This window comes from Mycoplasmopsis agassizii (assembly GCF_002272945.1).
Lineage (GTDB): Bacteria > Bacillota_I > Bacilli_A > Mycoplasmatales > Metamycoplasmataceae > Mycoplasmopsis_B > Mycoplasmopsis_B agassizii.
This window is the reverse complement of the sequence record NZ_NQMN01000002.1, coordinates 419,079-444,147: the sequence shown is the minus strand read 5'-3', so window position 1 is coordinate 444,147 and position 25,069 is coordinate 419,079. Positions and strand designations below refer to the sequence as shown.

General features: G+C 28.4%; 23 protein-coding genes. 16 read left to right on the top strand and 7 right to left on the bottom strand.

Annotated features, from left to right (window positions below; all coding sequences use genetic code 4):
• Positions 1–39: 39 nt before the first annotated feature.
• Both CJF60_RS04405 and CJF60_RS05250 read left to right on the top strand, forming a co-directional pair.
• Positions 40–873: a hypothetical protein gene (locus CJF60_RS04405; protein ID WP_095279151.1), complete on the top strand. Its 834-nt coding sequence runs from the start codon at positions 40–42 to the stop codon at positions 871–873.
• Between the two features lie 188 nt (positions 874–1,061).
• Positions 1,062–1,226 carry a hypothetical protein gene (locus CJF60_RS05250; protein ID WP_159444199.1) on the top strand — a complete coding sequence of 55 codons (165 nt, stop codon included), beginning with the start codon at positions 1,062–1,064 and terminating at the stop codon, positions 1,224–1,226.
• A gap of 651 nt (positions 1,227–1,877) precedes the next feature.
• Here the strand turns inward: CJF60_RS05250 and CJF60_RS05170 are convergent.
• Complete coding sequence (locus CJF60_RS05170) at positions 1,878–2,135, bottom strand: hypothetical protein (RefSeq protein ID WP_143823391.1); 258 nt, start codon at positions 2,133–2,135, stop codon at positions 1,878–1,880.
• Positions 2,136–2,181: 46 nt separating this feature from the next.
• Here CJF60_RS05170 and CJF60_RS04395 point away from each other — a divergent pair, with 46 nt between their 5' ends.
• The gene (locus CJF60_RS04395) at positions 2,182–3,741 is read left to right on the top strand and encodes a hypothetical protein (protein ID WP_143823392.1); all 1,560 of its coding nucleotides are present in this window, start codon (positions 2,182–2,184) and stop codon (positions 3,739–3,741) included.
• Positions 3,742–3,917: 176 nt separating this feature from the next.
• Entirely contained in the window at positions 3,918–6,140 is a 2,223-nt protein-coding gene (locus CJF60_RS04390; protein ID WP_084232155.1) for an MYPU_1760 family metalloprotease, read from the top strand.
• Between the two features lie 37 nt (positions 6,141–6,177).
• Here CJF60_RS04390 and CJF60_RS04385 read toward each other — a convergent pair whose 3' ends face one another.
• The 4 genes from CJF60_RS04385 to mnmG all read right to left on the bottom strand — a co-directional run bounded on the left by CJF60_RS04385 (position 6,178) and on the right by mnmG (position 11,800).
• Positions 6,178–8,421 (bottom strand): MAG1360 family OppF-related protein, encoded by a 2,244-nt coding sequence (locus CJF60_RS04385; RefSeq protein ID WP_084232156.1) that lies wholly within the window; start codon positions 8,419–8,421, stop codon positions 6,178–6,180.
• A 9-nt stretch (positions 8,422–8,430) separates the two neighbouring features.
• Positions 8,431–9,435 (bottom strand): ECF transporter S component, encoded by a 1,005-nt coding sequence (locus CJF60_RS04380; protein ID WP_143823393.1) that lies wholly within the window; start codon positions 9,433–9,435, stop codon positions 8,431–8,433.
• Positions 9,436–9,531: 96 nt separating this feature from the next.
• Positions 9,532–9,975 carry a 23S rRNA (pseudouridine(1915)-N(3))-methyltransferase RlmH gene (locus tag CJF60_RS04375; protein WP_084232158.1) on the bottom strand — a complete coding sequence of 148 codons (444 nt, stop codon included), beginning with the start codon at positions 9,973–9,975 and terminating at the stop codon, positions 9,532–9,534.
• On the bottom strand, positions 9,965–11,800 hold the full coding sequence (gene mnmG, locus CJF60_RS04370) for a tRNA uridine-5-carboxymethylaminomethyl(34) synthesis enzyme MnmG (RefSeq protein ID WP_084232159.1): 1,836 nt from the start codon (positions 11,798–11,800) through the stop codon (positions 9,965–9,967). Before mnmG ends, CJF60_RS04375 begins: the two co-directional genes overlap by 11 nt.
• 61 nt (positions 11,801–11,861) lie before the next feature.
• Between mnmG and rbfA the strand changes: the two genes are divergently transcribed.
• The 11 genes from rbfA to CJF60_RS04315 all read left to right on the top strand — a co-directional run bounded on the left by rbfA (position 11,862) and on the right by CJF60_RS04315 (position 21,916).
• Positions 11,862–12,194: a 30S ribosome-binding factor RbfA gene (gene rbfA, locus CJF60_RS04365; RefSeq protein WP_084232160.1), complete on the top strand. Its 333-nt coding sequence runs from the start codon at positions 11,862–11,864 to the stop codon at positions 12,192–12,194.
• 72 nt (positions 12,195–12,266) lie between these two features.
• Positions 12,267–12,470 (top strand): 50S ribosomal protein L31, encoded by a 204-nt coding sequence (gene rpmE / locus CJF60_RS04360; protein ID WP_084232161.1) that lies wholly within the window; start codon positions 12,267–12,269, stop codon positions 12,468–12,470.
• 224 nt (positions 12,471–12,694) lie between these two features.
• Complete coding sequence (locus CJF60_RS04355; protein ID WP_084232162.1) at positions 12,695–14,002, top strand: hypothetical protein; 1,308 nt, start codon at positions 12,695–12,697, stop codon at positions 14,000–14,002.
• Positions 14,003–14,013: 11 nt separating this feature from the next.
• Positions 14,014–15,063 carry a heat-inducible transcriptional repressor HrcA gene (hrcA, locus tag CJF60_RS04350; RefSeq protein ID WP_084232163.1) on the top strand — a complete coding sequence of 350 codons (1,050 nt, stop codon included), beginning with the start codon at positions 14,014–14,016 and terminating at the stop codon, positions 15,061–15,063.
• Positions 15,056–15,949, top strand: coding sequence for a nucleotide exchange factor GrpE (grpE, locus tag CJF60_RS04345; protein ID WP_159444200.1), 894 nt, complete (start codon positions 15,056–15,058; stop codon positions 15,947–15,949). The genes hrcA and grpE overlap by 8 nt, the downstream gene beginning before the upstream one ends.
• A gap of 144 nt (positions 15,950–16,093) precedes the next feature.
• On the top strand, positions 16,094–17,893 hold the full coding sequence (dnaK, locus tag CJF60_RS04340; RefSeq protein ID WP_084232165.1) for a molecular chaperone DnaK: 1,800 nt from the start codon (positions 16,094–16,096) through the stop codon (positions 17,891–17,893).
• Between the two features lie 181 nt (positions 17,894–18,074).
• Complete coding sequence (gmk, locus tag CJF60_RS04335) at positions 18,075–18,662, top strand: guanylate kinase (protein ID WP_084232166.1); 588 nt, start codon at positions 18,075–18,077, stop codon at positions 18,660–18,662.
• Position 18,663: 1 nt separating this feature from the next.
• On the top strand, positions 18,664–19,395 hold the full coding sequence (locus CJF60_RS04330) for a PP2C family protein-serine/threonine phosphatase (protein ID WP_084232167.1): 732 nt from the start codon (positions 18,664–18,666) through the stop codon (positions 19,393–19,395).
• 1 nt (position 19,396) lies between these two features.
• The gene (locus CJF60_RS04325) at positions 19,397–20,302 is read left to right on the top strand and encodes a serine/threonine-protein kinase (RefSeq protein WP_084232168.1); all 906 of its coding nucleotides are present in this window, start codon (positions 19,397–19,399) and stop codon (positions 20,300–20,302) included.
• Positions 20,303–20,434: 132 nt separating this feature from the next.
• Complete coding sequence (gene rsgA, locus CJF60_RS04320; protein WP_234805274.1) at positions 20,435–21,307, top strand: ribosome small subunit-dependent GTPase A; 873 nt, start codon at positions 20,435–20,437, stop codon at positions 21,305–21,307.
• A 39-nt stretch (positions 21,308–21,346) separates the two neighbouring features.
• Positions 21,347–21,916, top strand: coding sequence for a hypothetical protein (locus tag CJF60_RS04315; protein WP_084232169.1), 570 nt, complete (start codon positions 21,347–21,349; stop codon positions 21,914–21,916).
• Between the two features lie 74 nt (positions 21,917–21,990).
• Here CJF60_RS04315 and CJF60_RS04310 read toward each other — a convergent pair whose 3' ends face one another.
• Positions 21,991–22,839: a hypothetical protein gene (locus CJF60_RS04310; protein ID WP_084232170.1), complete on the bottom strand. Its 849-nt coding sequence runs from the start codon at positions 22,837–22,839 to the stop codon at positions 21,991–21,993.
• 176 nt (positions 22,840–23,015) lie between these two features.
• On the opposite strand from CJF60_RS04310, the gene CJF60_RS04305 reads away from it, so the two are divergent.
• The gene (locus tag CJF60_RS04305; RefSeq protein WP_084232171.1) at positions 23,016–24,383 is read left to right on the top strand and encodes an FAD-dependent oxidoreductase; all 1,368 of its coding nucleotides are present in this window, start codon (positions 23,016–23,018) and stop codon (positions 24,381–24,383) included.
• 113 nt (positions 24,384–24,496) lie between these two features.
• Here CJF60_RS04305 and rpmF read toward each other — a convergent pair whose 3' ends face one another.
• Positions 24,497–24,682: a 50S ribosomal protein L32 gene (gene rpmF / locus CJF60_RS04300; protein WP_084232172.1), complete on the bottom strand. Its 186-nt coding sequence runs from the start codon at positions 24,680–24,682 to the stop codon at positions 24,497–24,499.
• Positions 24,683–25,069: the final 387 nt, after the last annotated feature.

The following is a 25,069-nucleotide window of genomic DNA, read 5'->3' as shown; positions in this document are numbered from 1 at the left end:
TTTTACTTTTATAAAGTAAAAAGAGAAAGAGATCAACTAATGAATCAAAATCAATTATGAATAAATCAAATACAAAGTTATTTTTATATCATTGCAATTGTTACCTTGGTAGGCCTGCATCTTTTGCTATATTTATGATTCTGATTTTGATTCATAAGAAGAAATGAGAAAATCATTTTAACTAAAACAAATCTACCTCAATCATTCATAAATCTTTCTTATAAAAGAGTTTATGCACGCCATAATAATCATGTTTTTCTTTGAACAGTTGCACTATTTATCTTAACAATAGTAATTGCTTTATTTTATGCACTAGCTGTCAGAGCATCTGATAATAGTGATGTTTTAAATATCTATTTTCAACACTTTGGTTTATTTTTACCTATGGGTATAGGAGTTACAATAGTATCAATTATTGTATCTTTAATTACTAGTAAAATTTTATTAATGCGTAAAAAAGTGCCTGATGAAAATGCAATAATTGATCTGAATTTAATAACTGAATTTGCAGATATTAATCCTGATGAATATGAACCTTTTTCTAATAATCTCTACTTTGGAGCTAGAGTTTTTATCTTTCTTTGATGATTACCTGCTTTTTATGCTTCAACCAAAATAAAAGATAGCATTAGTCTAGCTAAAATTATCAGTAATAAGAGTTATGACATTCAGACTAGAGATCAAAAATTAATTCAGGAAATGTCTTACATGACCAATTACCTTTGATACAATTTTGTCTTTTTTACTAAAAATTTCAAACTTGAAGTTATTAAACAAACTTTAGCAACAATGCTTGTTGAAGCGAATAAAGATAAAGTTTTAACTTTAGAAGATAAATCTAAAGAGCAAATAGTTGATACAACAAATAAGTAACAATCACATACACCTTATCCGTTTTTGGTTAAGGTGTATGTTTTTTATTATCATTTTTCTAGTCTTTAACTACCTATCTAGATTAAAAATTACTAAAAAGTCGTTTTTAACCACTTTTTAGTAACTAAAGATAACTGTTTTAGGTTATAATGATTAAAATCAATTATGTAAAAGGAATATATAAAATTATGAAATTAAAAACTAAACTAGGTCTATTTTCACTTGTTACAGTTGCATCAGCAGCAACTGTAACATTAATAGCGTGTTCACCAAGTACAAATGTTACTAACCCACCAGTTGAACCAATTTTAACTCCACCTATGGGGGGGGGGTTCAGATTTAGATTCTTCTAAAACTGAAAAACCCGAAGATAACAATCAATCTGATACTAATACAGATAATTCTAACGATAATAACCAAACTGAGCAAGGCAGTTCTAAAGAAGAAACACCTTCTCAGGAAAATAATGATAATTCCCAGAATCAAGAACCTGATACTTCGACTAAAAATAGTGATGAATTAGGTAATAATGATTCTAATGATTCTCAAACAGATTCTAAACAATCTGATAGTTCACAAGAACAAGAATTTGCTCAAGATAATAATGATAATACTAAAACTGAAGAGCCTGATACTTCAAATAAAGATAGTGAAGAATCAAATTTAGATTCTAAACAATCTGATAGTTCACAAGATCAAGAATCTGCTCAAGATAATACTGATAATCAGCAAAATGAAGAGCAATCTACTTCAAATAAAGATAGTGAAGAATCAAAAAATAGTGATTCATCTGAAAAAGAAATAGATGGTTCTCAGGATGAAAAAGCATCTCAAGAAAATGATAATCAAGAAACTAAAAATTCTGATTCATCAGATCAACAAGTAGATAAAGAAGAACCAAATAAGGATCATCAACTAGATGATTCTAATGAAACTACACCATCTCAAAAGGATGGTGGAGATTTTGATAGCAGTTCTAATGATAATCAAGATACTTCAGTTTCTTATACAGGTGAAACTGATGGTAATTCATCAGAAAATAAAAAAAGTGATCAAAGTGAACAAGCAGGTAATTCTGGAGAAAGTAATTCAGATGATAACCTTACAAAGAATAATGATGAATCAGCTAAAGATAATGTCGATAATAAAAATGATGATAAAGAGGAAGAAGTAACTACACCATCAGAACCTAAAGAACCAGAGACACTCCCTTTTAGAAGATTGAGTAGTGATTTTAGTAACGGTTTTGAGCCAAAGAGCATTGGATGAAAAAATGATCGTACGGGTTCATATGATGATGGTGTGGGTATGTCTTATAGAGGTGGTTTTCTAGGAATTCATTATACTGTTTGACCTTATAATGATGAGTCTATTTGAACAAGTGCATATGCTGGGGCAGGATCAACAAGTCGTGGTACTTATGGGTTTGGAAGTTACTTTTTCACTTATAAAACAATTCTAGACTTAGAACAGTCTTTACTCAAAAATATTAATTCTTCAGTAGAAATAATGGATCTTAAGGAAATAATTTTTAATCAACCTGACAAAAGTCATTCATATTTTGATCGTGAAAAGGGAATTCTTTATATTAATACAAAATCAAGTTGAAAAGAAGATAAAAAACTAACGACTGAACAAAGAATTGAAAAAACACTTTCAATAATACAAAAAGAATTAGTTGATGATATGTTGAATCTTTTTTCAATAAATCTTGGTAGTTCTTCACACCCATGAAAAGGTGAAAAAATTGATAATAAAGAAAGCATTTATATATCCTATAATAACTATTCACACTATTACGAAGATAGTATCTCTAGACCTTTATCCTATGACAAATTTGATAAAAAATTTGTGGAATCATTTTTAGAAATACTGAATCTTCATTTTAATGAGTTGAATAACTCATATAAGGGCGAAGAATTAGCTGCACCTTATAATAGTTTTATAGGTAAAGAATTCAGTGCTAGCGAATTATTTTTGATTGCTAACGGTGATCCTAGAACCAAGGAAGTAAAAGACCTAGTAAAAAGATTTGGTTATAACGAATATCTAATTGAAGAAAACGGAAGCTTTTATACATACGATATTAAAGATGTAAGAAGAGAATTTTCTCTTAAAAAACTACTTTCTAAGTATTTTGTGAAAATCTTTAGTACTCAAAACAAGAATAAACAAAATGAAAATGTTCCCAAATTAATTATGGCTAATAGTCTTTATGGTGGAACCTTAAAAACTGCTAATGGTGATATCACTTTAGACAATAAAGTACAAGCTTTATATACCTTATTTCTAGATAAACTAAAACTTGATAATGAAATTAGTTACATAACTATTAAAAACAATGTTATAGAAAATTCAGGAAAATATGAATCAACTAAAACAATTGGTTACGATCTTGATTATGTAGGTTTTGGTGGTTACTTAAGCCTTGAAAAAGCTAAAACTTACAAAGGCTTAGTAATTAAAAAAGATGATAAATATGAGTTGGCTAAATTAAAGTTAATAAACTTTAAAGATGATTATTCTGAAAATGATTTTCCATTTAAAGCAAAAAAATCATTAGAAACTCAAGATTATTGAAATCCAAGTAATGCAATCAATAGCGATTTATTAGTTGCTTGATTTGCTGAAGCATATGTGCATTTAGCTAACAGTAATGATGTAACTCTATATTTCTGAGATGATACCAATATGGATCAACTACTTCAAGATGATGAATTAGTCAATATAGTTAATAAATCAGATAAATTAATAGCAACTGATAAACGTTATTCACCAGATATTAGTAAATACAAAAATTACTCTCTAAAAACTGTTGATTCAAAAGTAAAAGTTATTTTGAATAAAACTGATGTAGAGTTCGAATAAAATTCAAAAAACATGCTTTTTGCCACTTTTTTGGCTACTTTGCATGTTTTTTTACTTCCTAAAAACACTCACTCAAACACCACATATTCAAAAAAGTCCAAATTTTTTTATTTTTAACTGCTTTTTTATAATCAGTTTAAAATTCTTAGGACTTTAAAAAGGAACAATCAGTAGTTATGAAGATTAAAACCAAGATCAAATTATTTTCACTAGCTGGACTAGCAACTGTTGCTGGTGCAGCAACTTTAATAGCATGTTCAAATGGCGAGTATACCCTAACTCAAGCAGATCCTGCCGTTCCTGTTAACCCTGCAGATACTACAGGAACACCTAATGGATCAAATGTTTCAAGCGACCAAACAGGTTCAAATACTAAGGGTTCTGGTACATCTAGTACTTCAGGTTCTTCAAGCAGTCAATCAGGAACTACTAGTGGTTCTACTTCAGATAAAACAGGTGATAATTCTCAAAACCCTAAAACTGGTGAAACAGGTGACACTTCAGGTGATGATAAAACTAAAACAGAAGATCCTAACAAAGGTAGTGAAAACAAAACTAGCGATCCTAATAACAATGTTAAGGAAAACCCTGGTTTAAATAAAGTTATTTCAGAACCAGGGACTGTTTCACCTTTAAAAACTTTAACTACCGAAAAGTTAAAAGGTGAAACATATGGTTATGCTCCTCGTTATGAAGAATATCAACTATCTACTTCTAATGAAAAACTAAAAAAATTAGTTTTTCAAGAAAGTAAATACGGAATTAAATATGTAGTCTTTCCAGTTAATGGTAAATACTACTTTGATGAAAAGACTATTTTAGAATTTAATGATTACTTATTAAAACATTTAAATTACACATCAGAAATCTTATATATCAGTGAATTAATCTTTAATACACCTTTTACTAAGATGGAAGAAGCGAAAGGTTATTATACAACTCCTGATAACCGTATTTATTTTGAAACCAATGATGAATTATCAAGTGATACTAAATCATTAACCACAATTCAAAGAATTGAAAATATTTTTGGAACCTTACAACATGAATATATTCATCATGTTGATAACGTTTATTTACGTTCGATTAAAGATGAAAAATCAGATCAAGTTTATAAAATCTATCAAAATCAAAGAAACTATGAAAAAGATTTAGTAACTGCTAAAAGAACTGATTATCAACTTTACAATAAAGACTTTGTTAACGCCTTTATTAAAAGTTTAAATTATGAATTTAATGCTTTAAATAATTCTTATAAAAACGAAAACTACAATAACCCAGAATTTAATTTTATCGGTAAATATTTTAGTGCTAGTGAATTATTTTTAATTGCTAATGGAAATCCTGAATCACCAGAAGTTGAAGCTTTAGTTAAAAAGTATGGAAACAATAAATACGTTTTCAAAACTGAAAAAAGTAATTTAAACAGCGTTAAAGGTTCAAACAGAAATTCTAATCAAGAATTCACTTTAACAGATATTCGTTACTATTATTCTTTATCAGAATTAATAGCTAGAGAATTTACTAAAATAGGAACTGCTTCAATTTTTACTCATGAAGTTGGTGATCAAACTTTAAACATTTGAGGTAGACAATCACTACAAAAAGAGAATCTTTACTATCCAAGCGTGTTTATGAGTGATTGAAGTAGAGCAGTTAAACTATACTCAAATATTAATAGAAGACTAATCAGAAATGGTAGCCAAACAGTAACCAATGTTTCCGAAGGTTATGAATTCTTAAGCGAACTTTCTTCGTCATTACTTATGGCTAATAGTGTTTATGGTGGGTCATTACAAACAACTAAGGGCGAAGCAATTTTAAAAAATAAAGTTAATGATTTATATAACGCTTATTTAAATGCTTTAGGTATTAATAATGAAATAAGTTTAATGTATATTAAAAATAATGCTACAGGATCTGCAGGCTCAACAAAAGACAGATTCCAATCTGATACAGTACGTTTTAGTGGTTTTTTAAATCTAGAAAAAGCCAAAACATATAAAGGTTTAGTAATTCAAAATGGAAATAAATATGAAATTACTGACATTAAATTAATCAATTATAAAGATGATTATTCAGCAAGTGATTTTCCATTTAAAGTTAAATCATCATTTACAAGTGACAATGATTTAAATCCAAATCAGACACTTAAAAGTGAAACTTTAGTTTCATGATATAGTGATGCATTTGTAAATTTAGCAAATAAAAATAATCCTAGTTTATACTTTTGAAATGATTTAAATAATGATGAATTACTACAAGAAAATGAATTAGTTAATGTAGTAAATAAATCAAATAAATTAATAACATCACAAACTCCTTATCTAACTGCAGGAAGATGATATAACCTAGAAACACAAAATGGTGTTGTTAAAATTGCGACCAAATATAGTTAAAATAAGATTTAAAAAAACTGCCCTTAAAAGCAGTTTTTTATATGTCTACTAAAACGGTTTCTTCAATAACATCAGCGTTTTTTAAATCAACCATTTGGGTTTTTTCTCCGTTACCATAAGTTAAGTGAATGATTTCTTTAGGTACATAATTTATAACTTTTGTTGCATCAATTTTTGATCAAGTTATAAATTCATCTAAGGTTGAAAAAACTTTATGATTATCTTTAAAACTATGGAATGAAGGAATCTCTCCTGAATTAATAACTGTTTCTCCAGTTTTAATTAGATCTTTTTTAACAGCTAAATTAGCAATTAAATATTTACTGTAAGGGTGAATTGGATTTTTAATCACCTCTCGATAATCACCAATTTCAATTGTTTTATTTTCGTAATTAATAAATAAATTATTAGCATGTTTTTTTAATAGCTCGCTAGTTTTATCTACCAATATAAAACCAAAATTATTTTTTTGAATAAATTTTTTAATGAATTCAAAAATATGTTTTTGTTCTTCATGATTAAATTTTTGCGAGTAATTTCTCGAAATAAATAAAAATGGTCTAGCATTTAATGATGTTTCTACGAAAGCAATTTTTTCTCTTTTTAAAGGTGTTAGAGATTTAATTGTACTTAATAAATCTGAAATAGGAATTGCAAATTGTCCAGTTGCAGTTAGCACATTTTCCAGCAATGCAAGTTGCTTAAAGTGCCGTAAATTCAGGGCTTTTGATTGAATTCTGAATAATTTTTTTCCACTTGAAGCAATGGCAAAAAACTCATTAATTAATAGTTCTAATTTTTTAATTTTGATTGCTTTTTCATTTGTTGTAAATCAATTATTTAATTCAGAATTTTTATATAAACAACTTTGAATATTTCTATTTGTTTTTGAAATTTCAGATTTATATTTTTTGACTAAAGTTAAATATTTTTTACTTACATGATTTACATCTTCATAAACAAATTCTTTATCTTTTAAAAATTCTTTTTTTCATTCAAAGTCAATCATCTCACTGGTTAATTGATATTCGATTGTATTTAAATCTTTACCAATATAATTCTTTTCATATTTTTTAACTTTATGGCTTTTGACTTCTTTTAGTTTTCGCTTGAATTCTTTTTTTTCAAAATTCATATTTCTAATATTTGACTTAGCAATTGAAACGTATGATTTAATAATTTGAAAATCAAATTCTTCTTTAATGATTTTTTTAATTTTTTCAACTGTCACATCTTCTGGTTTCAAATTAAATAAATTATTATTTATAAATTCATAAATGTATTCATAAACATTGACTTTTAAATCATTAAATTCATTTCCAGGAAGATGCATTAAATCGCTCATTTCTGATTTTAAAAATAAATAAAAATGCTTATGAATTAGAGCCAATTTTAAGTAAGTTATTTTTGATTCAGTTTGTCAAATTTTTCAATAAACTTTGTAATTGTTTTTAATAGTTTTTAAATATTTAATAAACTGTGTTTCAGAAATTTTTAGATTAAATAAAAAGTTTTTCTTTTCAAGTTGAAAATTAGTTTTTAATCTATTGATCTCTTCTAACTTTGCAATATATGAACGGTTGATTTTAGAAATCTTTTTTAACTCTTCAAGTTTCTCTTTATAGTTTTCAATTTTTTGTCCATCGACAACTAATAAATCTTTATTTGAAATTGATTTTATTCTTGAATAAAATTGCCAGTAGTTATTAATTGAATTTAAAATATTTAACAGTAATTCAATTCTTGTGTCATAAACTTTTTCAACGAATCCTTTAAAAAGTACAGGATCAATTTTACGAGTAAAATCATGCTTAGAATTAAATTCAACAGATAAAGCAATTGCATCTGAAATATTTTTATTTAAGTCATTAAAAACCATAATATATTTTTTTGCAAATAACTTACGGTGGTTTTTAGCTAATTTAGTTAGTGTTAAAAATCTAGATCAACTTCATTTAGTTTTACGAGCATTACTTAAAAAGTGATTAATGATTAAATCATCATCAGCCAGTTTATAAATTTCACTATCTTCTAAAAAAGCAATTTCAGTTTTAGGATTTTTAAGTAAGTTGACAAAATTAAAATTTTCGTCAATAAAAAAACTGCTGCCTTTAAATTTATTTAAAAGGCTTTTGTTTTTTAAAATTTCAAGATCTTCATCACCAACTAAAACATTGAATTCGCCACTTTTAGTTTCTAACCTAGAAATTTTTTTAATAGGTTTTTTATTATGACCAGTATCAAAGTAAGTTAGATTTTCAATATAAATTTTTTTATTCATATTTCATAATTATAAATTAATTGATTTATTACGGTTAAGTAAATAGTTAATTACTTTTCAAGAGAAGTAAATAACAATCATATTAAATCAAACCTTAATAGGCGCTGTAAAAATATGTTGTAATAAGGCAGGAACGAATTCAAGTCTTAAGACATTAGAATCTGTATATGCGAGTAAATAAACCTGCACCGACTCTAAAATAACGGAGAATGAAATAATTGCACCAATAATTGAAAACTTTTCAAATTTCATTTTAAAGCGAGCAAATAAAATGAAAATAGAAATAGATACAAATCCTACACTCGTTAGAATAATTACGTTAATTTGGCTCTTTAAAAATGATTTTTCAAATGCTGCAGCATCGATTACTTCTACAATAACTAAAATATTAATTGAAGCAGCTAGAGCGATAAAGAACCAAGTTGTAAATAAATAAATTCAACCTAGCATTTTTTCTGAATTAATTTTAGAATGTGCAACTTGTTTATCTAGTTTTTCAATTTGCGCTTTTCTTCACTTAATATTTCTCTCAAGTTTAGTAATACGGTTAAGGTCGATCTCAATCGTTTTATTAAACTGCAATTCTTTTAATTCTTCTTTAATAGATTTAAGTCTACTTCGTTTGTTGATTCAGTTTGTCAGGAATTTAAATAAAATTACTGAAACTAAACCAGGAACAAGTCCATTGATTCCACTAACTAGTACGTAGCCTCAATGGATGTAAGAAGGGATAAAGAGAATTGAAAGAATGTCAGCAATAATCCCTATAAAAAATCCAATAATAGGTCCAAAGATAAATCCTGAAATTTTAATTGGTAAACCTGTAAAAGATAACTTATAAGAAGGGATCGAAGCAATCGGAATGATTGTAACTCCAATAATTGCTGCTGTAACTGAAATCGAAATCAAAATAGCCACAAAAGTTATTTTGCGGATTGATCAATATTTTTTGCTTGCTCTAAGATGAGCTTTCAAAAACTGCACGAACGGCATATGTAATATTTTTTCAAGCATTGTATAAATGATATATTTTTTCTAAGAAATAAAAAAGAAAAAGTCGCAAGTTATTTTGTCCCACATTTTTTTGCACAAAGCAAATTTTTAATAAACTTACTTATGATATTTGGAATTATTGAGAATTGAAACTGCTCGATAAATTTGTTCCATTAAGACAATTCTAAATAGCTGATGAGCTATTGTCATTTTGCTAAATGAGATGAAACTTATGTCATTTTCTTTTAAAAGGTTTTCATCTAAACCGTTTGAAGGACCGATTATAAAAGTAACATCTACATACTTAATTTTTTTAGCAAATTGCTCGCTTGTAAACTGATCACCACGAAATGTTAGATAAAAATTTTTACTAGATTTATTTAATTTTGAAAGCAAAAGATTTGTGTGTTTTTGCTTTTCAAAATCAATGTTTTCATGGGGTGTTTCTTTTAGTTCAATTAAGTTAAAAGATACCTTCTTTTTTAATGAATTTTCAAAGTCATTATAAAGTGTTTTTGAAGCAGAATTTAGTGTTCCAAAAACAATTAAATTAACCTTCATGTTTTTGATTTACAACTGCATTTAAATAAAATAAAAGCATTTGAATATCAGCAGGATTTATGCCACTAATTCTTGAAGCCTGTCCGATATTTTCAGGCATGATTTTAATTAATTTTTGGCGTGCTTCTGTTGCTAAATTTGGAACAATTTGATAGTCAATATTTTTAGGAATTTTTAAGTTCTCTAAACGCTTCATTTTATCAGCTGCTAAGTTCTGTTTATCAATGTAACCTTTTAATCTGATGTTAATAATTAACTCATTTAAAAATTCAAAATCTGAAAAATCTTTGCCATCAACATCTGGTCGAGAAAGCACTTGATAAAGGCTTACACCATTTTCAATTTTGTATTTAATTGCACCTTCACTTTTTGATGAAATATAAACATTTTTAATACGTTCAATTTCATTATTTATGGCTTCATATTTTGCTTCAACTTTAGTAATTTCTGCTTGACTTAAAAGTCCAGCTTTTTTTGCATATTCTAATAATCTAATATCAACATTATCGTTTCTAAGAAGCAATCTATATTCAGCTCTACTAGTTAACATTCTGTAAGGTTCACTAGTTCCTTTTGTAATCAAATCATCGATTAAAACGCCGATATAAGCGTCATTTCGGGAAATAATGATAGGTTCTTCACCTTTTAATTTTAAGGCTGCGTTAATGCCTGCAATTAATCCCTGAGCAGCTGCTTCTTCATAACCGCTTGTGCCATTTATTTGTCCAGCAAAATATAAATTTTCAACTAATTTTGACTCTAAAGAATATTTAAGTTGTTGCACATCAATTGCATCATATTCAATCGCATAACCATAGACTTTTACGTTAGCATTTTTAAGCCCTGGAATGGTTCTAATTATTTTATCTTGAACCTCAATTGAGAAAGAAGTTGAAAGCCCATTTATGTACATAACATCTTGTTTAATTGTTTCAGGTTCAAAGAAAATTTGATGTCTTGATTTGTCTTCAAATTTCATAATTTTATCTTCAATTGAAGGACAATATCTAGGACCAATTCCTTTAATTGTATCTGAATACATGGCACTCTCATTAATGTTCTCTTTGATGATTTTATGAGTTTCTTCATTGGTGTAAGTTAGGTAACAAGAAATCTGTTCATTTAAGACATTTTTTGTTCTTGATGAAAAGCGTATATCTTGTAAATTTAAGACCTCTTTATCGACTTCATCAAAGTTAATACTATCCGTATAAATTCTTGCTGGTGTACCAGTTTTTAAACGAATTAATTTAAAGCCTAATTGCTTCAAAGAATTTGATAAAGATGATGATGTTCTTTCTTGATTTGGGCCACTAGTTGTAATCTGTTTTCCACGGAAAATTTTGCTATCTAAATATGTTCCAGTTGTTTGAATTACAACCTTAGTTTTAACGTATCCATGCTTTTCAGATTCAATACCTTTAATCTGATTATTTTCAACTTTGTAAGATAAAACAAGATCTTCAACTACAGTAACATTTTCATGTTTTTCTAAATCAGCAGCAATTTCACTTGCATATGCTTCTTTATCAATTTGGGCACGAAGTGCTCTGACTGCAGGACCTTTTGATTCATTTAGCATTTTAACCTGAATGGTATTACGATCTGCATAATAACCTTGCACACCACCTAGTGCATCAATTTCTCTAGTAATAATTCCTTTAGCAGGTCCACCGATCGAAGGGTTACATGGCATGGCTGCTAATTTATTTTTATTTAAGGTAAACAAAGCTACTTTAAAGCCATTATTAGCTAGTGCTAGTGTTGCTTCAACACCAGCATGACCTCCACCGATTACGATTGCATCAAACATCTTTTTATTCATAGATTATATTTTTACATGAAAAGCAAAATTTTTACTTAAAATTAAAGTAGATAGGAATAATATGAACAACATTAAAATCGCTAAAAAACAACAAGACTTACTTTTAAATATTTCAAGAATCATCAATGAAGAAGTTTACAAACTTAAAGACTCATTCACAACAGTTAATGATGTGCGTTTAACTCCTGATTTAATGCACGCTACTATTTACGTATCATTTCTAGATTTTGAAGCTACAAATTTAGAAAAACTAAATAGTGCCAAAGGTTTTATCAGAAGTGAACTAGCAAAGATTTTACCTTGAAGAAAAATCCCTGCCTTACACTTTAAACTTGATGAAGTTGCTAAGAGTGCTGAACGCATTGATGAAATTTTAAATAATCTTAAAAAATAAAACTTATTTTGCTAAAATGTATAAACATTACTAGCAAAATATAAATTTCAAATTTATGTGAAAGGATTAAGTATGAAAAAAGATTTACACCCTACCGTTAATAAAGTAGAAACTACATGTTCAACATGTAACACAAAATATAACTTTTCATCATCTGCAAAAAACATTAAAGTAGATATTTGTGCATCTTGCCACCCTTTTTACACAGGTGACAAAAGTGTTGCAAAATCAACTGGACAAGTGGATAAATTTAATAAAAAATACGGTATTAAATAAACTGATTTTTTATTAAAAAAGAGTTAGAAATCTAACTGATAAAAGAGCTGGTCTGAAGAAGTCCAGTTTTTTTATGCTCAAAAGTTCAAAATTTGTATAGAATTTTTATGGATTTATAAGATTTTTGGATTTTCAAGACAGTATTATTTTTTTAGCATTGATAGCATTAAAGTGCTATTTTTATAATATAATTTAATAAAATATTTTAGAGAAAAGGATTTAAGATGAACAAAAAGAAAAAAGACATAATCAAAAGTTCACGTTACATTCAACACGATGATATAGAAGATTTCAAAAACTTCGATCGCTATACTCAAGAAAAATTTAATGAAAACGATTATGAGGATGCAGGTTATGGTAACACCGAAGAAGAGGATGTAGAAGAATTCTACTCTTCTAGCGAGCAATACCCTTCATTTGATACAAATGAGTTTTATCCAATTGAGCAATATCGTCGTCCTACAGACTTTGATATTACACCTGAAAATGATTTTGAAGAAGATGAATATCAGTCTAAAAATAAATTTGATATTTTAAGTTCAGACTTTAACAGTTTTGAACAATACAAGCAATACCCTTTAATTCCTGAAGATGATTTTGAAAGCGATAATAGCAATTATGATCTTCAATATCAAGATGAAGATCTGAATAATAACGACCAGTACAACTATTATTCACAGCCTACAAATCCAGGAAGTAATCTACTAAGTCTTTCAACTCAAAATTATTTACCAACAACTGAATTCATTTCAAATGCTCCTGAAATTATGCCACTTTATGGACCACAATCATTCAATGATCATTTACCACAATATCAAAATTACAATGTACCTGAAATTTATGAAACTAGAATTTATGACTATGCTAATCAGTTACATACAGGTTATGATTCATTCAATAGAGCACAGCAACAACTTGCACAAAATAATTACCCAATGCTACCAGAGGCTCAAAGTAATTACACTCAAAATAATTTACCTGCTCTACCTTCTCAAATTACACAACAAGCACAAACTGGATTAGTTCCTGTTTATTCAAATCCTTACTATTACACACAAGAACAAAATAATCCATATGCAACAAATAATTACACTTTACCAGTTGCATATGATGTAAATCAATACCAAGGATATCAAAATACACAGTCACATAATTTAAGACAAATTAGTCCTGTTTTAGAAAATCAAATTGATCATACACATTTAGTTGATGTTACAAATTTACATAACTTTAATCCAATGACTCAAAGTTTTGTTTCACCATATCGCCAAGCTTATGATGCAAACGTGACAAATGATTTTCGTTTAAATGTTAATGAAGAATCATTAACATACAAAAGTAAAGAACGTATTAAAAATTTAAATTATTTACTTGAAAATAATTTAATTACTCAAGGTGAATACTTTAAAGCAAAAAATAAAGTTATTCAAAATGATCAAAATGAACAATTCAAAACAGGTGAATTAAATATTGATTTTTCAAGAGTTAAAAAAGGATTCAATAATTCTAAAAACCATAGAAAAAATAAATAATTAGTTCTATCATGACAAGAGAATATTTAACTGATAAGCAAACTAATATTTTAAAACTAGTCGTTGATTATTATGTGGAAACAGGGAATGCTTTAGGTTCTAAAGCAATGATTGAAAAATTTGATCTAAAAGTTTCTTCAGCAACAATTAGAAATATTATGTCTGAACTTGAAGAATTAAAAATGCTTGAAAAATCTCATATTTCAAGTGGCAGAATTCCTTCAAGATTAGGGCTAGAATATTACACAAAGTATTTAGCTGTTTATGATAATCACGATTTAAAAATGCAACTTGAAAAGTTGTTTTTACAACGTGATTTATCGATTGATCAGATCTTTGAATTAGCAGCACAAACCATTAGCGACACAATTGGTGTAACGCTAATGACAAGTGAAATTAAGAGTCAGGAATTATTAAAATCATTGCAATTAATTCCCCTTAGTTCACATGAAGCAACTATTATTTTAGTAACATCTTCAGGAAATGTTGCAAGCAAAAAAATTATTTTAGATGAAAAAGATCTGCTTATAAATTTAGATGATCTTAGAATTGCAGTTAAAATTTTTAACGACAGATTAGTCAATATTGAAATTCATAAATTAAAAGTTACTGCATACACATTAATGCCTATTTTGGCTAATAGTATTCATAATTATGAACAAATTATGCAAGTCTTTATTAGAAAAGTTTTTGAAATTGATAGTGGTTTCAAAAACCAAATTTATGGTAAAAATAATTTATTACTATCATCATCAATTAAAAGAGAAGACCTTGTTTCATTACTTGATTTAATTGAAAAGCAATCAATTTGAAATCATCTAGAAGGTCTTAATGAAGATGAAAATATTAAAATTGAAATCAGACCTGATCACACTTCTTTCATTTCAAAAAGAATTGAATTTGAAAAAGATAAACATAAAGAAGTAACTTTTGTTGGTGATGATAAAATGGATTTTGCAAAAACAAAATCAGCATTATTATTAATTGAAGAAATGATCAGATCATTGCATAATAGAAATATTCTTGAAAATAAAATTGAAAAGGAAAATGAAGATGAATAAAGAAAATAAAGATGAAAACATTTATCAAATTGGTGATGAATTAACACTTGATATTATGGCCTTTAATGGCAAGGAAAAAATTAAAAAGTGAGAACGTAAAAACATCAAAATTAAATTGGGTAATGATAATTACATTAAAGGTTTTGATGAGTTATTAATTGGTCAAGAAATTAAAGATTATTATTCTCTAGATTTTAAATATGAAAATACAAGGCTGAATGAAATGGAAGATATTCACTTTGAAGTTCATAATAAAATTGATCTTTTAAAAGATGTAAGTGGTGATGATAAAGCATCTAAAAAAGATCTTAAAAAATTAAAAGAGAAAGTTAAAGAGCAAGAAAAAGAAATTGAAGCTCTTGAAAAATTAGTTGCTTCGTATAAATCTGAAGAAGAAAAAAATAAGTTTTTAATAGCTACAAAAGAACTTGAATTCAAAGACAAAATTCATGAAGTAGAAAAAAAGATGACTTCAATAATTGATACAAAAGTTAGTGAACAAAAAAACTTTTATGAGCAAAAAGCAAGCGAAGAAAAAAAGTATGCTGCTCAGAAATTATTAGAAAGTATTTTGCCAATTATTAATAATATTGAACTAGCTTCTCAATGAGGTTTAAAATCAGAAAACCAAGAAGTGAAAAATTATGTAAGTGGCTTTACAAGACTTCTAGAACAACTTTATAGTGCACTACAAGATTCAAATATTTTCAAAATTGATCCAAATATTGGAGACACTTATAATCCTGAAAATCACGAGATTTTAGAGACTACTCAATCAAGTGAATTTAGTGATGAACAAATATTAGCAGTCAAGGCTCCTGGTTTTATGTTACACGACCGTGTAATTATTCCAGCCAAAATAGTTATTGTAAAAAATAATCAATAGTCCCTAAATTTAGGGATTTTTTATTACTTTTAACGACTAATCAGTTCTCAAAAATATTTTAAAAATTTTTTAGCACTCTCATGCATTAAGTGCTAAAATAGAATTATTAAGATAATCAAAAACTATTATTAACAAGGAGTTTATATGGCAAAAGAAATAATTTTAGGAATCGATTTAGGGACAACAAATAGTGTTGTTTCAATTATTGAAAACAAAGAATTTAAAGTTCTTGAAAACTTAAATGGAAAAAGAACAACCCCATCAGTTGTTGCTTTTAAAAACGGAGAAACCATCGTTGGTGAAGTTGCTAAAAGACAACTAGAAACTAACCCTGAAGCTATCTCATCAATTAAAAGATTAATGGGTAGTTCAAAAACTGTCAAAGCAAATGGTAAAGACTATAAACCTGAAGAAATTTCAGCTTTAATTTTAGGATATTTAAAAGAATATGCTGAAAAGAAAATTGGACACAAAGTTAAAAAAGCTGTTATTACAGTACCTGCATATTTTGATAATGCACAACGTGAAGCAACTAAAATTGCAGGACAAATTGCTGGTTTAGAAGTTGCTCGTATTATTAATGAACCTACTGCTGCTGCTTTAGCATTTGGAATTGATAAAACTGATAAAGAACAAAAAGTTCTAGTTTATGACTTAGGGGGTGGAACTTTTGACGTTTCAATTCTTGACTTAGAAAACGGTACTTTTGAAGTTCTTTCTACAGCAGGAGATAACCACTTAGGTGGAGATGATTGAGACTTAGTTGTTGTTGATTGATTAATCAAAAGAATTAAAGAAGAATACCAATTTGACGTTAATAACGACAAAATGGTGCTTGCTCGTTTAAAAGAAGCAGCTGAAAAAACAAAAATTGATCTATCAAGTCAAAACGTTGCTCAAATTAATTTACCTTTCTTAGCAATTGGACCAAATGGGCCTATTAACGTTGATTTAGAACTAAAACGTAGTGAATTTGAAAAAATGACACAACATTTAGTAGATCGAACTAGAAAACCGATTGAAGATGCCTTAACTGAAGCAAAATTAAAACCATCAGATTTAGATGAAGTTTTATTAGTTGGTGGCTCAACACGTATTCCTGCAGTGCAAACTATGGTAGAACACGTATTAGGTAAAAAACCTAACCGTTCAATTAACCCTGATGAAGTTGTAGCGATCGGTGCAGCTATTCAAGGTGGAGTTCTTGCAGGTGAAATTGATGATGTTTTATTATTAGATGTTACACCTTTAACATTAGGAATTGAAACAATGGGTGGTGTGGCTACTCCTTTAATCCCTCGTAATACAACTATTCCAGTTACAAAGTCTCAAATCTTTTCAACTGCAGCAGATAATCAAACTGAAGTAACAATTAATATTGTTCAAGGTGAAAGATCAATGGCTTCAGATAATAAATCTTTAGGACAATTTAACTTATCAGGAATTGAACCAGCGCCTCGTGGTTTACCTCAAATTGAAGTTTCTTTCTCAATCGATGTTAACGGAATTACAACTGTTAAAGCTAAAGATAAAAAGACAAATAAAGAAACTGAAATTGTAATTACAAATTCAACAAAACTAAGTGAAGAAGAAATTCAACGCATGGTTAAAGAAGCTGAAGAAAACCGTGAAGCTGATAAAAAACGTAAAGAACAAGTTGATATCACTGTTCGTAGTGAAAGTTTAATTGACCAACTAGAAAAATCAATTAAAGAACAAGGCGAAAACGTTGATCCAAAACTTAAAGAAGAAACTGAAAAACAAGTTCAAGAAATTCGTGACTTATTAAAAGAAGAAAAATACGAAGAACTGAAAACTAAGTTAGAACAAATTGAAAAAGCAGCACACGAGTTCGCTCAGCAAACTGCGCAAAACAATGCTAAAAAACAATCATCAGAATCTTCAAAAGATGATGATGCTGTTGAAGCAGAAGTTGTTTCTTAATTATCAATAAAGACTGCTAAAAACGCCCTATTTCAGGGTGTTTTGTTTATTTATTAAGAATTTTATTATGAAAAATTTCTGCAAAAATTTGCATAGATTTAGCAATAAATTTGGCTTTTTTAATTGTTTTTTATTGTCATTCAGAAATTTTTAAATTTGTTATAATATTGATTAAATATTTATGATAAAGAAAAAAATTGTAATCTTCGTTGGACCAAGTGGCACTGGAAAGGGTACTGTCGAAGAGATTTTGTTTAAAGATAAGTCACTTAATTTAGAGTTCTCAATTTCTGCAACAACAAGGAAAAAGCGTGTTGGCGAAATTGAAGGCAAACACTATTTCTTTATCGATAAAAAACAATTTGAAGAAGGCATAAAAACAGATCAGTTTCTAGAATACGATCATCATCTAGGAAACTACTATGGAACACTATGAAGCGAGATCGATCGCATTCACCAAGCCAATAAAATACCTTTTTTAGAAATTGAAACTGAAGGTGTAAAATTTATAATGAATATGAGAGAGAAAAATCCTAAATGAGATTTTGACTACTTAAGTATATTCCTAAAACCACCTTCAATTGATGAACTAAGACAACGGATTTTAAACCGTAAATCAGAAGATGAAGAAAGCATCAAAATCAGATTAAAAAAAGCTGAAGACGAACTTAAAGAAATTGATAAGTATCGTTTTACAGTTGTTAATGATGATGCCGAAAGAGCAGCAAAAGAAATTGCTGACATAATTAAAAAAGAAGCGGAGAAGTAAGATGAATTTTTACAAACACACTGATGTCGGAGTTGTACGTGCAGAAAACCAAGACCGTGCCGACTACTTTGAAAAAGGTAATGTAGCCCTTGCCATTTTATGTGATGGAATGGGTGGACATTACGGTGGCTCAATTGCTAGTTCAATTACAATTGATGTTTTCAAAAATCACTTTGAAAACCAACCACCTAGAGAAAGCGAAAACCTTTACAACTGGTTTGAAAGAGGTTTAAGAGCGGCTCGTGAAAGAATGATTATTGAGGCTGGAAATTCAGTTGAAAAAATCGATATGGGAACAACTGTAGTCGCTGCCTTATTTTTCATCAACAGCCGAAAAATCTTTATTTTTAATGTTGGAGATTCACGTGCCTATGTTTATAACGGACTATTGCACCAAGTTTCAATTGACCACAATTTAATGAATTACTACATTAGAAATGAAAAAATGAAACCTGAAGAAGCTGCTAAAATTTTATCAGCAACAGCATTAACTTCAGCCTTAGGTCCACAGAAAAAAACTAATTTAGAAGTTTTTGAAATCAATGAAGATAGCAAGGTTAAAGCCTTGATTTTAACAAGCGATGGTGTCCATGATTACATTCAAAAACCAATGTTTGAACAAGTTATTGCAAGCAATAGTTCACTTGAAGTTAAATCAAAAGAATTAATTAAAAAAGCCATTTTAGGAAAAAGTACAGACAACTTAACTGTCTTAATAGTAGAGGTAAAATAATATGAGCACAACAATGAAACAATTTAGTAAGTATAAGACAATTAAGAAAATTGGCGAAGGTGGAATGGCAACAGTTTATCTTGTTCAAGATCCTACTGATAATAAATACTATGCAATTAAAGAATTAAAAATGGAAAATTCTGAACCCGCTAGAAAAAATCGTTTTATTCAAGAAATGAAAATTTATTCTAGAGTAAGTTCTCCATATGTAGCTCGTTTTATAGGTGGTGTTCAAAGTGGTGCACCTGTTCCTTGAATGATGATGGAATATGTTGATGGCGTTCCTTTAAAAGATTTCATTACAAAACAAGGTGGCTATCTGCACTACAATTTAGCAGCTAAAATGATTTCTGACTTAGCAAGAGGTTTTCATGAAATTCATGGAAACGGAATTATTCATAGAGATATTAAGAGCACAAACATCATGGTTCAAAACGGAACTAATAATGTAAAAATTGTTGACTTTGGAATTGCTCTAACTGAAGAAGCAGAGCGCTTTACTAGTGAAGGGAAAATCATTGCTTCAGTTCATTATATTGCTCCTGAATTATTATCAAAACAACCACCTTCAGTTTCAAGTGACATTTATGCTTTAGGAATTTTATTCTATGAAATGCTAATTGGGAAAACTCCTTATACAGGAAGTGATATGCTAAAAATTGCTCAAGCACATCGTGATCAACCTCTGCCTGATGTTAGAAAAATCCATGCAGAAATTCCTGATGCAATTAAAAATATTTTAGCAAGAGCCACAGCTAAAAAACCTGAACAACGTTATACTTCGATGAAAGATTTTATTACTAGTGTTGACAGTTTTATCAACTCACAAAATCCAAATGGACATCATGGTTCAGATGATAATAAAAATAAAAACTTTTTTGGAAGATTATTTAAATCAAAAAAATAGAGAATTTGAAAACCTAAAAAGGTTTTCATTTTTTTAAATTTAAAATTCAAATTAACAATTTTGCAGTTAAAATATAAAGCAATAATATGATTAAAAACTGGTTAAAAATTAAATTCAAAAAAGTGTCTAAAAGTGCCTATTTTAGGGGTTTTTGTGCAAGGTAAGGTATATCAAATTTTAGCTGGTTATTACGACATAAAAAGTGGAGATAAAATTTACCGAGTACGTGGTGCTGGTAAATTAAGACACAATAATTTAACTCCCTTAGTTGGTGATGAAGTAATTTTTGAAAATGAATTTTTAATAAAAATACTTGAACGAAAAAATGAAATGATTAGACCCAAGGTCGCAAATATTGATCAAGTTATAATTGTTATGTCTTTAAAAGAACCTGATTTTTCATCTTTTTTATTAGATAAATTTTTAGCTAAAGTTTATCATCTAAATTCACAAATTACAATTTTATTGACTAAAAAAGATTTGTATGATGGAAATAATTTTAAAGTAGATTTTTATTTAAAAAATCAAGATACATATTTAATTAGCATGCAAAATTTAGAAGAGTATAAAGGTATCTCAAATCTTTTTGATAATAAAGTAAACGTTCTAATGGGGCAAACTGGTGTAGGTAAAACTACCTTCTTAAATTTAATTTCAGATAATGATTTTTTGACACAAAAAATTTCTAAATCATTAGGTCGTGGAATTCATTCAACTCGTGTTGTTCGCATGATTGATTTTTTGAATGGACAATTAGTTGATGCACCAGGTTTTAGTAGTTTTGAAATAGATTTTGATCCACTTGAACTAGCAAGAACTTTTAAATTTTATAAAAATTTTGAATATAAATGTAAGTTTAGAACTTGTCAGCATTATGAAGAAGATGAAAAAATTTGCTCAGTTAAACAAGAAATTAGTAAGCAAAATATTCCCTTATGAAGATATGAAAACTATGTAAAAATCCTTTTAGAAGTACGTGAAAGTAAAAATAAAAGAAATTTTTAGATTAAGCATTTTTTAATAATAATGGTTTAAAATATTTGCATGAAATTAAAGAAACTATTATACTGACTTTTACCACTTAGTTTTGCTGCAGTTACATTTGCAGCTGTTTCTTGCTCTCAAGATGACCCTAGAGCAGGTCTACCTGAAGCACCAGTTAATGGAAAACCAAAGGATGATAAAGATGATTTTGATTCATATCATGGTGGTCATGTTCATAACTATAACCCTTCATATGAACTTGTTTCAAGTTCAAGAGTTTTAGCTGACATTGAATTTATAAATAATTTAAGTGGTGATTCTTTAATTATTAAAAGTACTCATAAAAATATTCAAGAACTATATGATGAATTAACTTCTCACAAGGAAAATACAATTTCAGTTTTTGAACACCTAACTTTTTCTGATATTGATTTTAAATCTACTGTTTCCGTTACTTCAGTTAAACTAATTAATAATAAAATAAACATTGAATTTACATTCAAAGATAAAACTTCTGATCGCTACCCAGTTGAAAAAGTTGCAAATAATTTTGAGTTTGTTCATGTAGATGAAGTACCAAACGGCATTAATGAAAATCCTAACTTTATAAATGATTTAGTTAAAAAATAGATCAACTAAAAAGAGACTTCAAGTAAATTTGAAAAGTCTCTTTTTTAATTATTTTTTATTTATTAAACTAGAATTTACTTTTTTCCATAAGGTTTAATTGTCATGTTTTCTATTTTTGAATTTTCATCAAAATTAAAAAATAGATAAGGTGAAACTAATTTATTAATTTTTAAATTAGTTCTAAATTCTTCAGAGTCACCATTGATTACACCTACAGAATTCAAAAAAGAAGTTTCAGATTTTAATGACTCTAAGTCTTGATATTTATCGTATGAATTAACTATTCTAGTTTCAATATGCAGATGCTGTCTTCATCCACCGTTTTCTCTTTCTTTACCTAACTTAGCAATAACTGATCCTGCAGTTACTTTCTTTTCTTTAAAGTTTTTAGGTAGTCAAAATAGTTTATCTTCAATTTGAATTTCTTCATATTGATAACCGTTTACATTGAAAATTACTGATGGATCCAGATGAATTAAATGCATGATTAAAAACTCATCATCCTTCATAATTTTATTGACATATTCTCGTTTATAAAATTTAAATAGTTCTTCCTTTTCAATTTTCAAAGTGATGATTCCACCTGAACCTTGATTAGGTTTATAAGGTACGATCATTGATCAGTGCACTGAAATTATTTCACAATCAAAAGGTGCATAAATATCTAATTCGGGATCAAAAAATAAGTCAACTCCTGCATGTGTAAAGACTGTATTTTGACCTTCTCCAAAGTAAAATTTGCGCTCTTCAGCATAACCTCCATGAGCAAAATCAATTCCTCAAGTTTCAACAATTTTTTCAGGATATTTAGCTAAATCTTCTCTTTTTATTTGTGGCATTAAAAACTTGACCTTTTTACCATCCTGTTTTTTAGGATCAATTAAATAAGGAGTTTCCTTTAAGTTATTTAGTAAATCAAACATAATGAAATTATATAACTTAATCTGAAATAGTCTGAGCCTAAATATGAAAAAATTTTTCAGTTTTTTTTCACATTTCACTTTATTAAAATTACCTGCTTTGTTATTGTGGTAAAATATAGTTAACTATTAAAAATTATAAAATAATAGTTAAAAGTAAATATTACAATAGGAGTATTATGAAAATAGTTTTAGTCGGTGCAAACCACGCAGGAACTTCTTTTGCTAGAACCCTGAGACAGCTAGATCAAAAGGCTGAATTAAAAATTTTTGATAGAAACAATAACACAAGCTTTTTAGGTTGTGGGATTGCTTTATGAGTAGGTGGAGAATTTAAAGAACCAGATGGTTTATTTTACTCTTCACCTGATAAATTATCAGGTATTGGATGTGATGTAAACATCCTACATGATGTTACAAAAGTTGATCACTCTAAAAAAGAAGTGACAGTTAAAAACCTAGAAACTGGTGAAGAATTTGTTGAAAAATACGACAAAATCGTTTTTGCAGCAGGAACTTGACCAATTCTTCCAAAATTTGAAGGAATTGATTTAGAAAACATCATCATTTCAAAAACCTTCCAACACGCTCAAGAAATCAAAAAACAAGCAGAAAGCTCAACAGTTAAATCAGTAGCAGTTATTGGTGCTGGTTACATCGGAGTTGAACTTGCTGAAGCGTTTAATAAATACGGTAAAGAAGTTCACTTAATTGACTTAGGTACACGTGTTATTAACCGTTACTTTGACAAAGAGTTTACAGACTTAATGGAAAAAGGAATGGCTGACCACGGTGTTAAATTACACCTAGGTGAAAAATTAGTTAAATTCACTTCAAAAGATGGTAAAAAAGTTTCAGCAGTTGTAACTGACAAAGGTAGTTATGATGTTGACTTAGTAATTATGTCAGTTGGATTCAAACCAAATACAGACATGTTAGACTTTGACAAAGTACCTAATGGTGCTTTAAAAGTTGATGAGTTCCAACATGTTATGAAAAATGGAAAACCAGTTGAAGATTTCTACGCAATTGGTGATTCAGCAGCAACTTACCATACAGTTTTAAAAGACCACATGCACGTTGCTTTAGCAACTAACGCTGTTAAAACAGGTGTTGTAGCAGCGATGTCAGTTGCAGGTAGTCCACTTAAATTCCCAGGTGTAGCAGGTACAAATGCAATCTCAGTCTTCGGTTGCCACTATGCTTCAACAGGATTCACTCTAGAAAGTGCTAAATCTTTAGGATTAAAAGCTAAAGAAACACCTTTCTTTGTTGATAATGACCGCCCTGAATTTATGCAAGATTATGACAAAGTTGGAATTAAAGTTGTTTATGAAGAAGGAACATTAAGAGTTTTAGGTGCTCAAGTAGGTTCATGAGGTAAACATGTGCATACAGAGGTTGCTTACTTATTTGCTCTAGCAGCCCAAAAAGAAATGACCTTATTAGACCTTGCTCTAATGGATTACTACTTCTTACCACACTTAAATAAACCATTTAACTTTGTGATTTCACCAATTTTAAGTGCTTTAGGACTTAACTACTAGTTTTAATTAGTAAAACTAAACTTAAAAATGAGGTTTTAGGATCTCATTTTTTATTGCTTTCGTAGAAAAGCAATAAAAAATTGCAACCTTTAAAGTTGCAATTTGATTATTAATTAGCTGTTTTTAACGTCAACTACTTGTCGACCTTTATATCAACCACATGATGTACATGCATGATGAGGAATGGTTTGTTTTGAACAATGTGAACAAGTTGTTGTAGTAACTGCAGTTAAACTGTCATGAGTTCTACGTTTGTTACGTCTTTGTTTTGACGTTTTACGCTTTGGTACTATAGCCATTATTGCCTCCTAGTATTAATTTTTTGTTTAAGCATTTTATAGACGATTGTTTTAAAATTGTACATTATTTTTTTAAAAATAATCTAAATATTTTTGCTCTAGTTAGAGTAAAAATAGAGTTGGTTTTTAGCAATAAAAAAGAGCCATGAAAAGGCTCTTTTTCTCTGCCGCTTTTGTGACAGCCCATTCCAACACTTGAGAACATACTAGTTAGCTAGTCTTATAAAACTCTATCTCAGATCTTATGTCTTTAGCAACTTCTATCACCGCAATGGGGCGTACTAAATGATAGCTTTAACACTAATGTGGGGGATCAAATTCTGTTTTATAGTTGTTAAAATTATTAAATACGTTTTGTTTTTTTATGGATTTTTTTGAAGGTTTGCA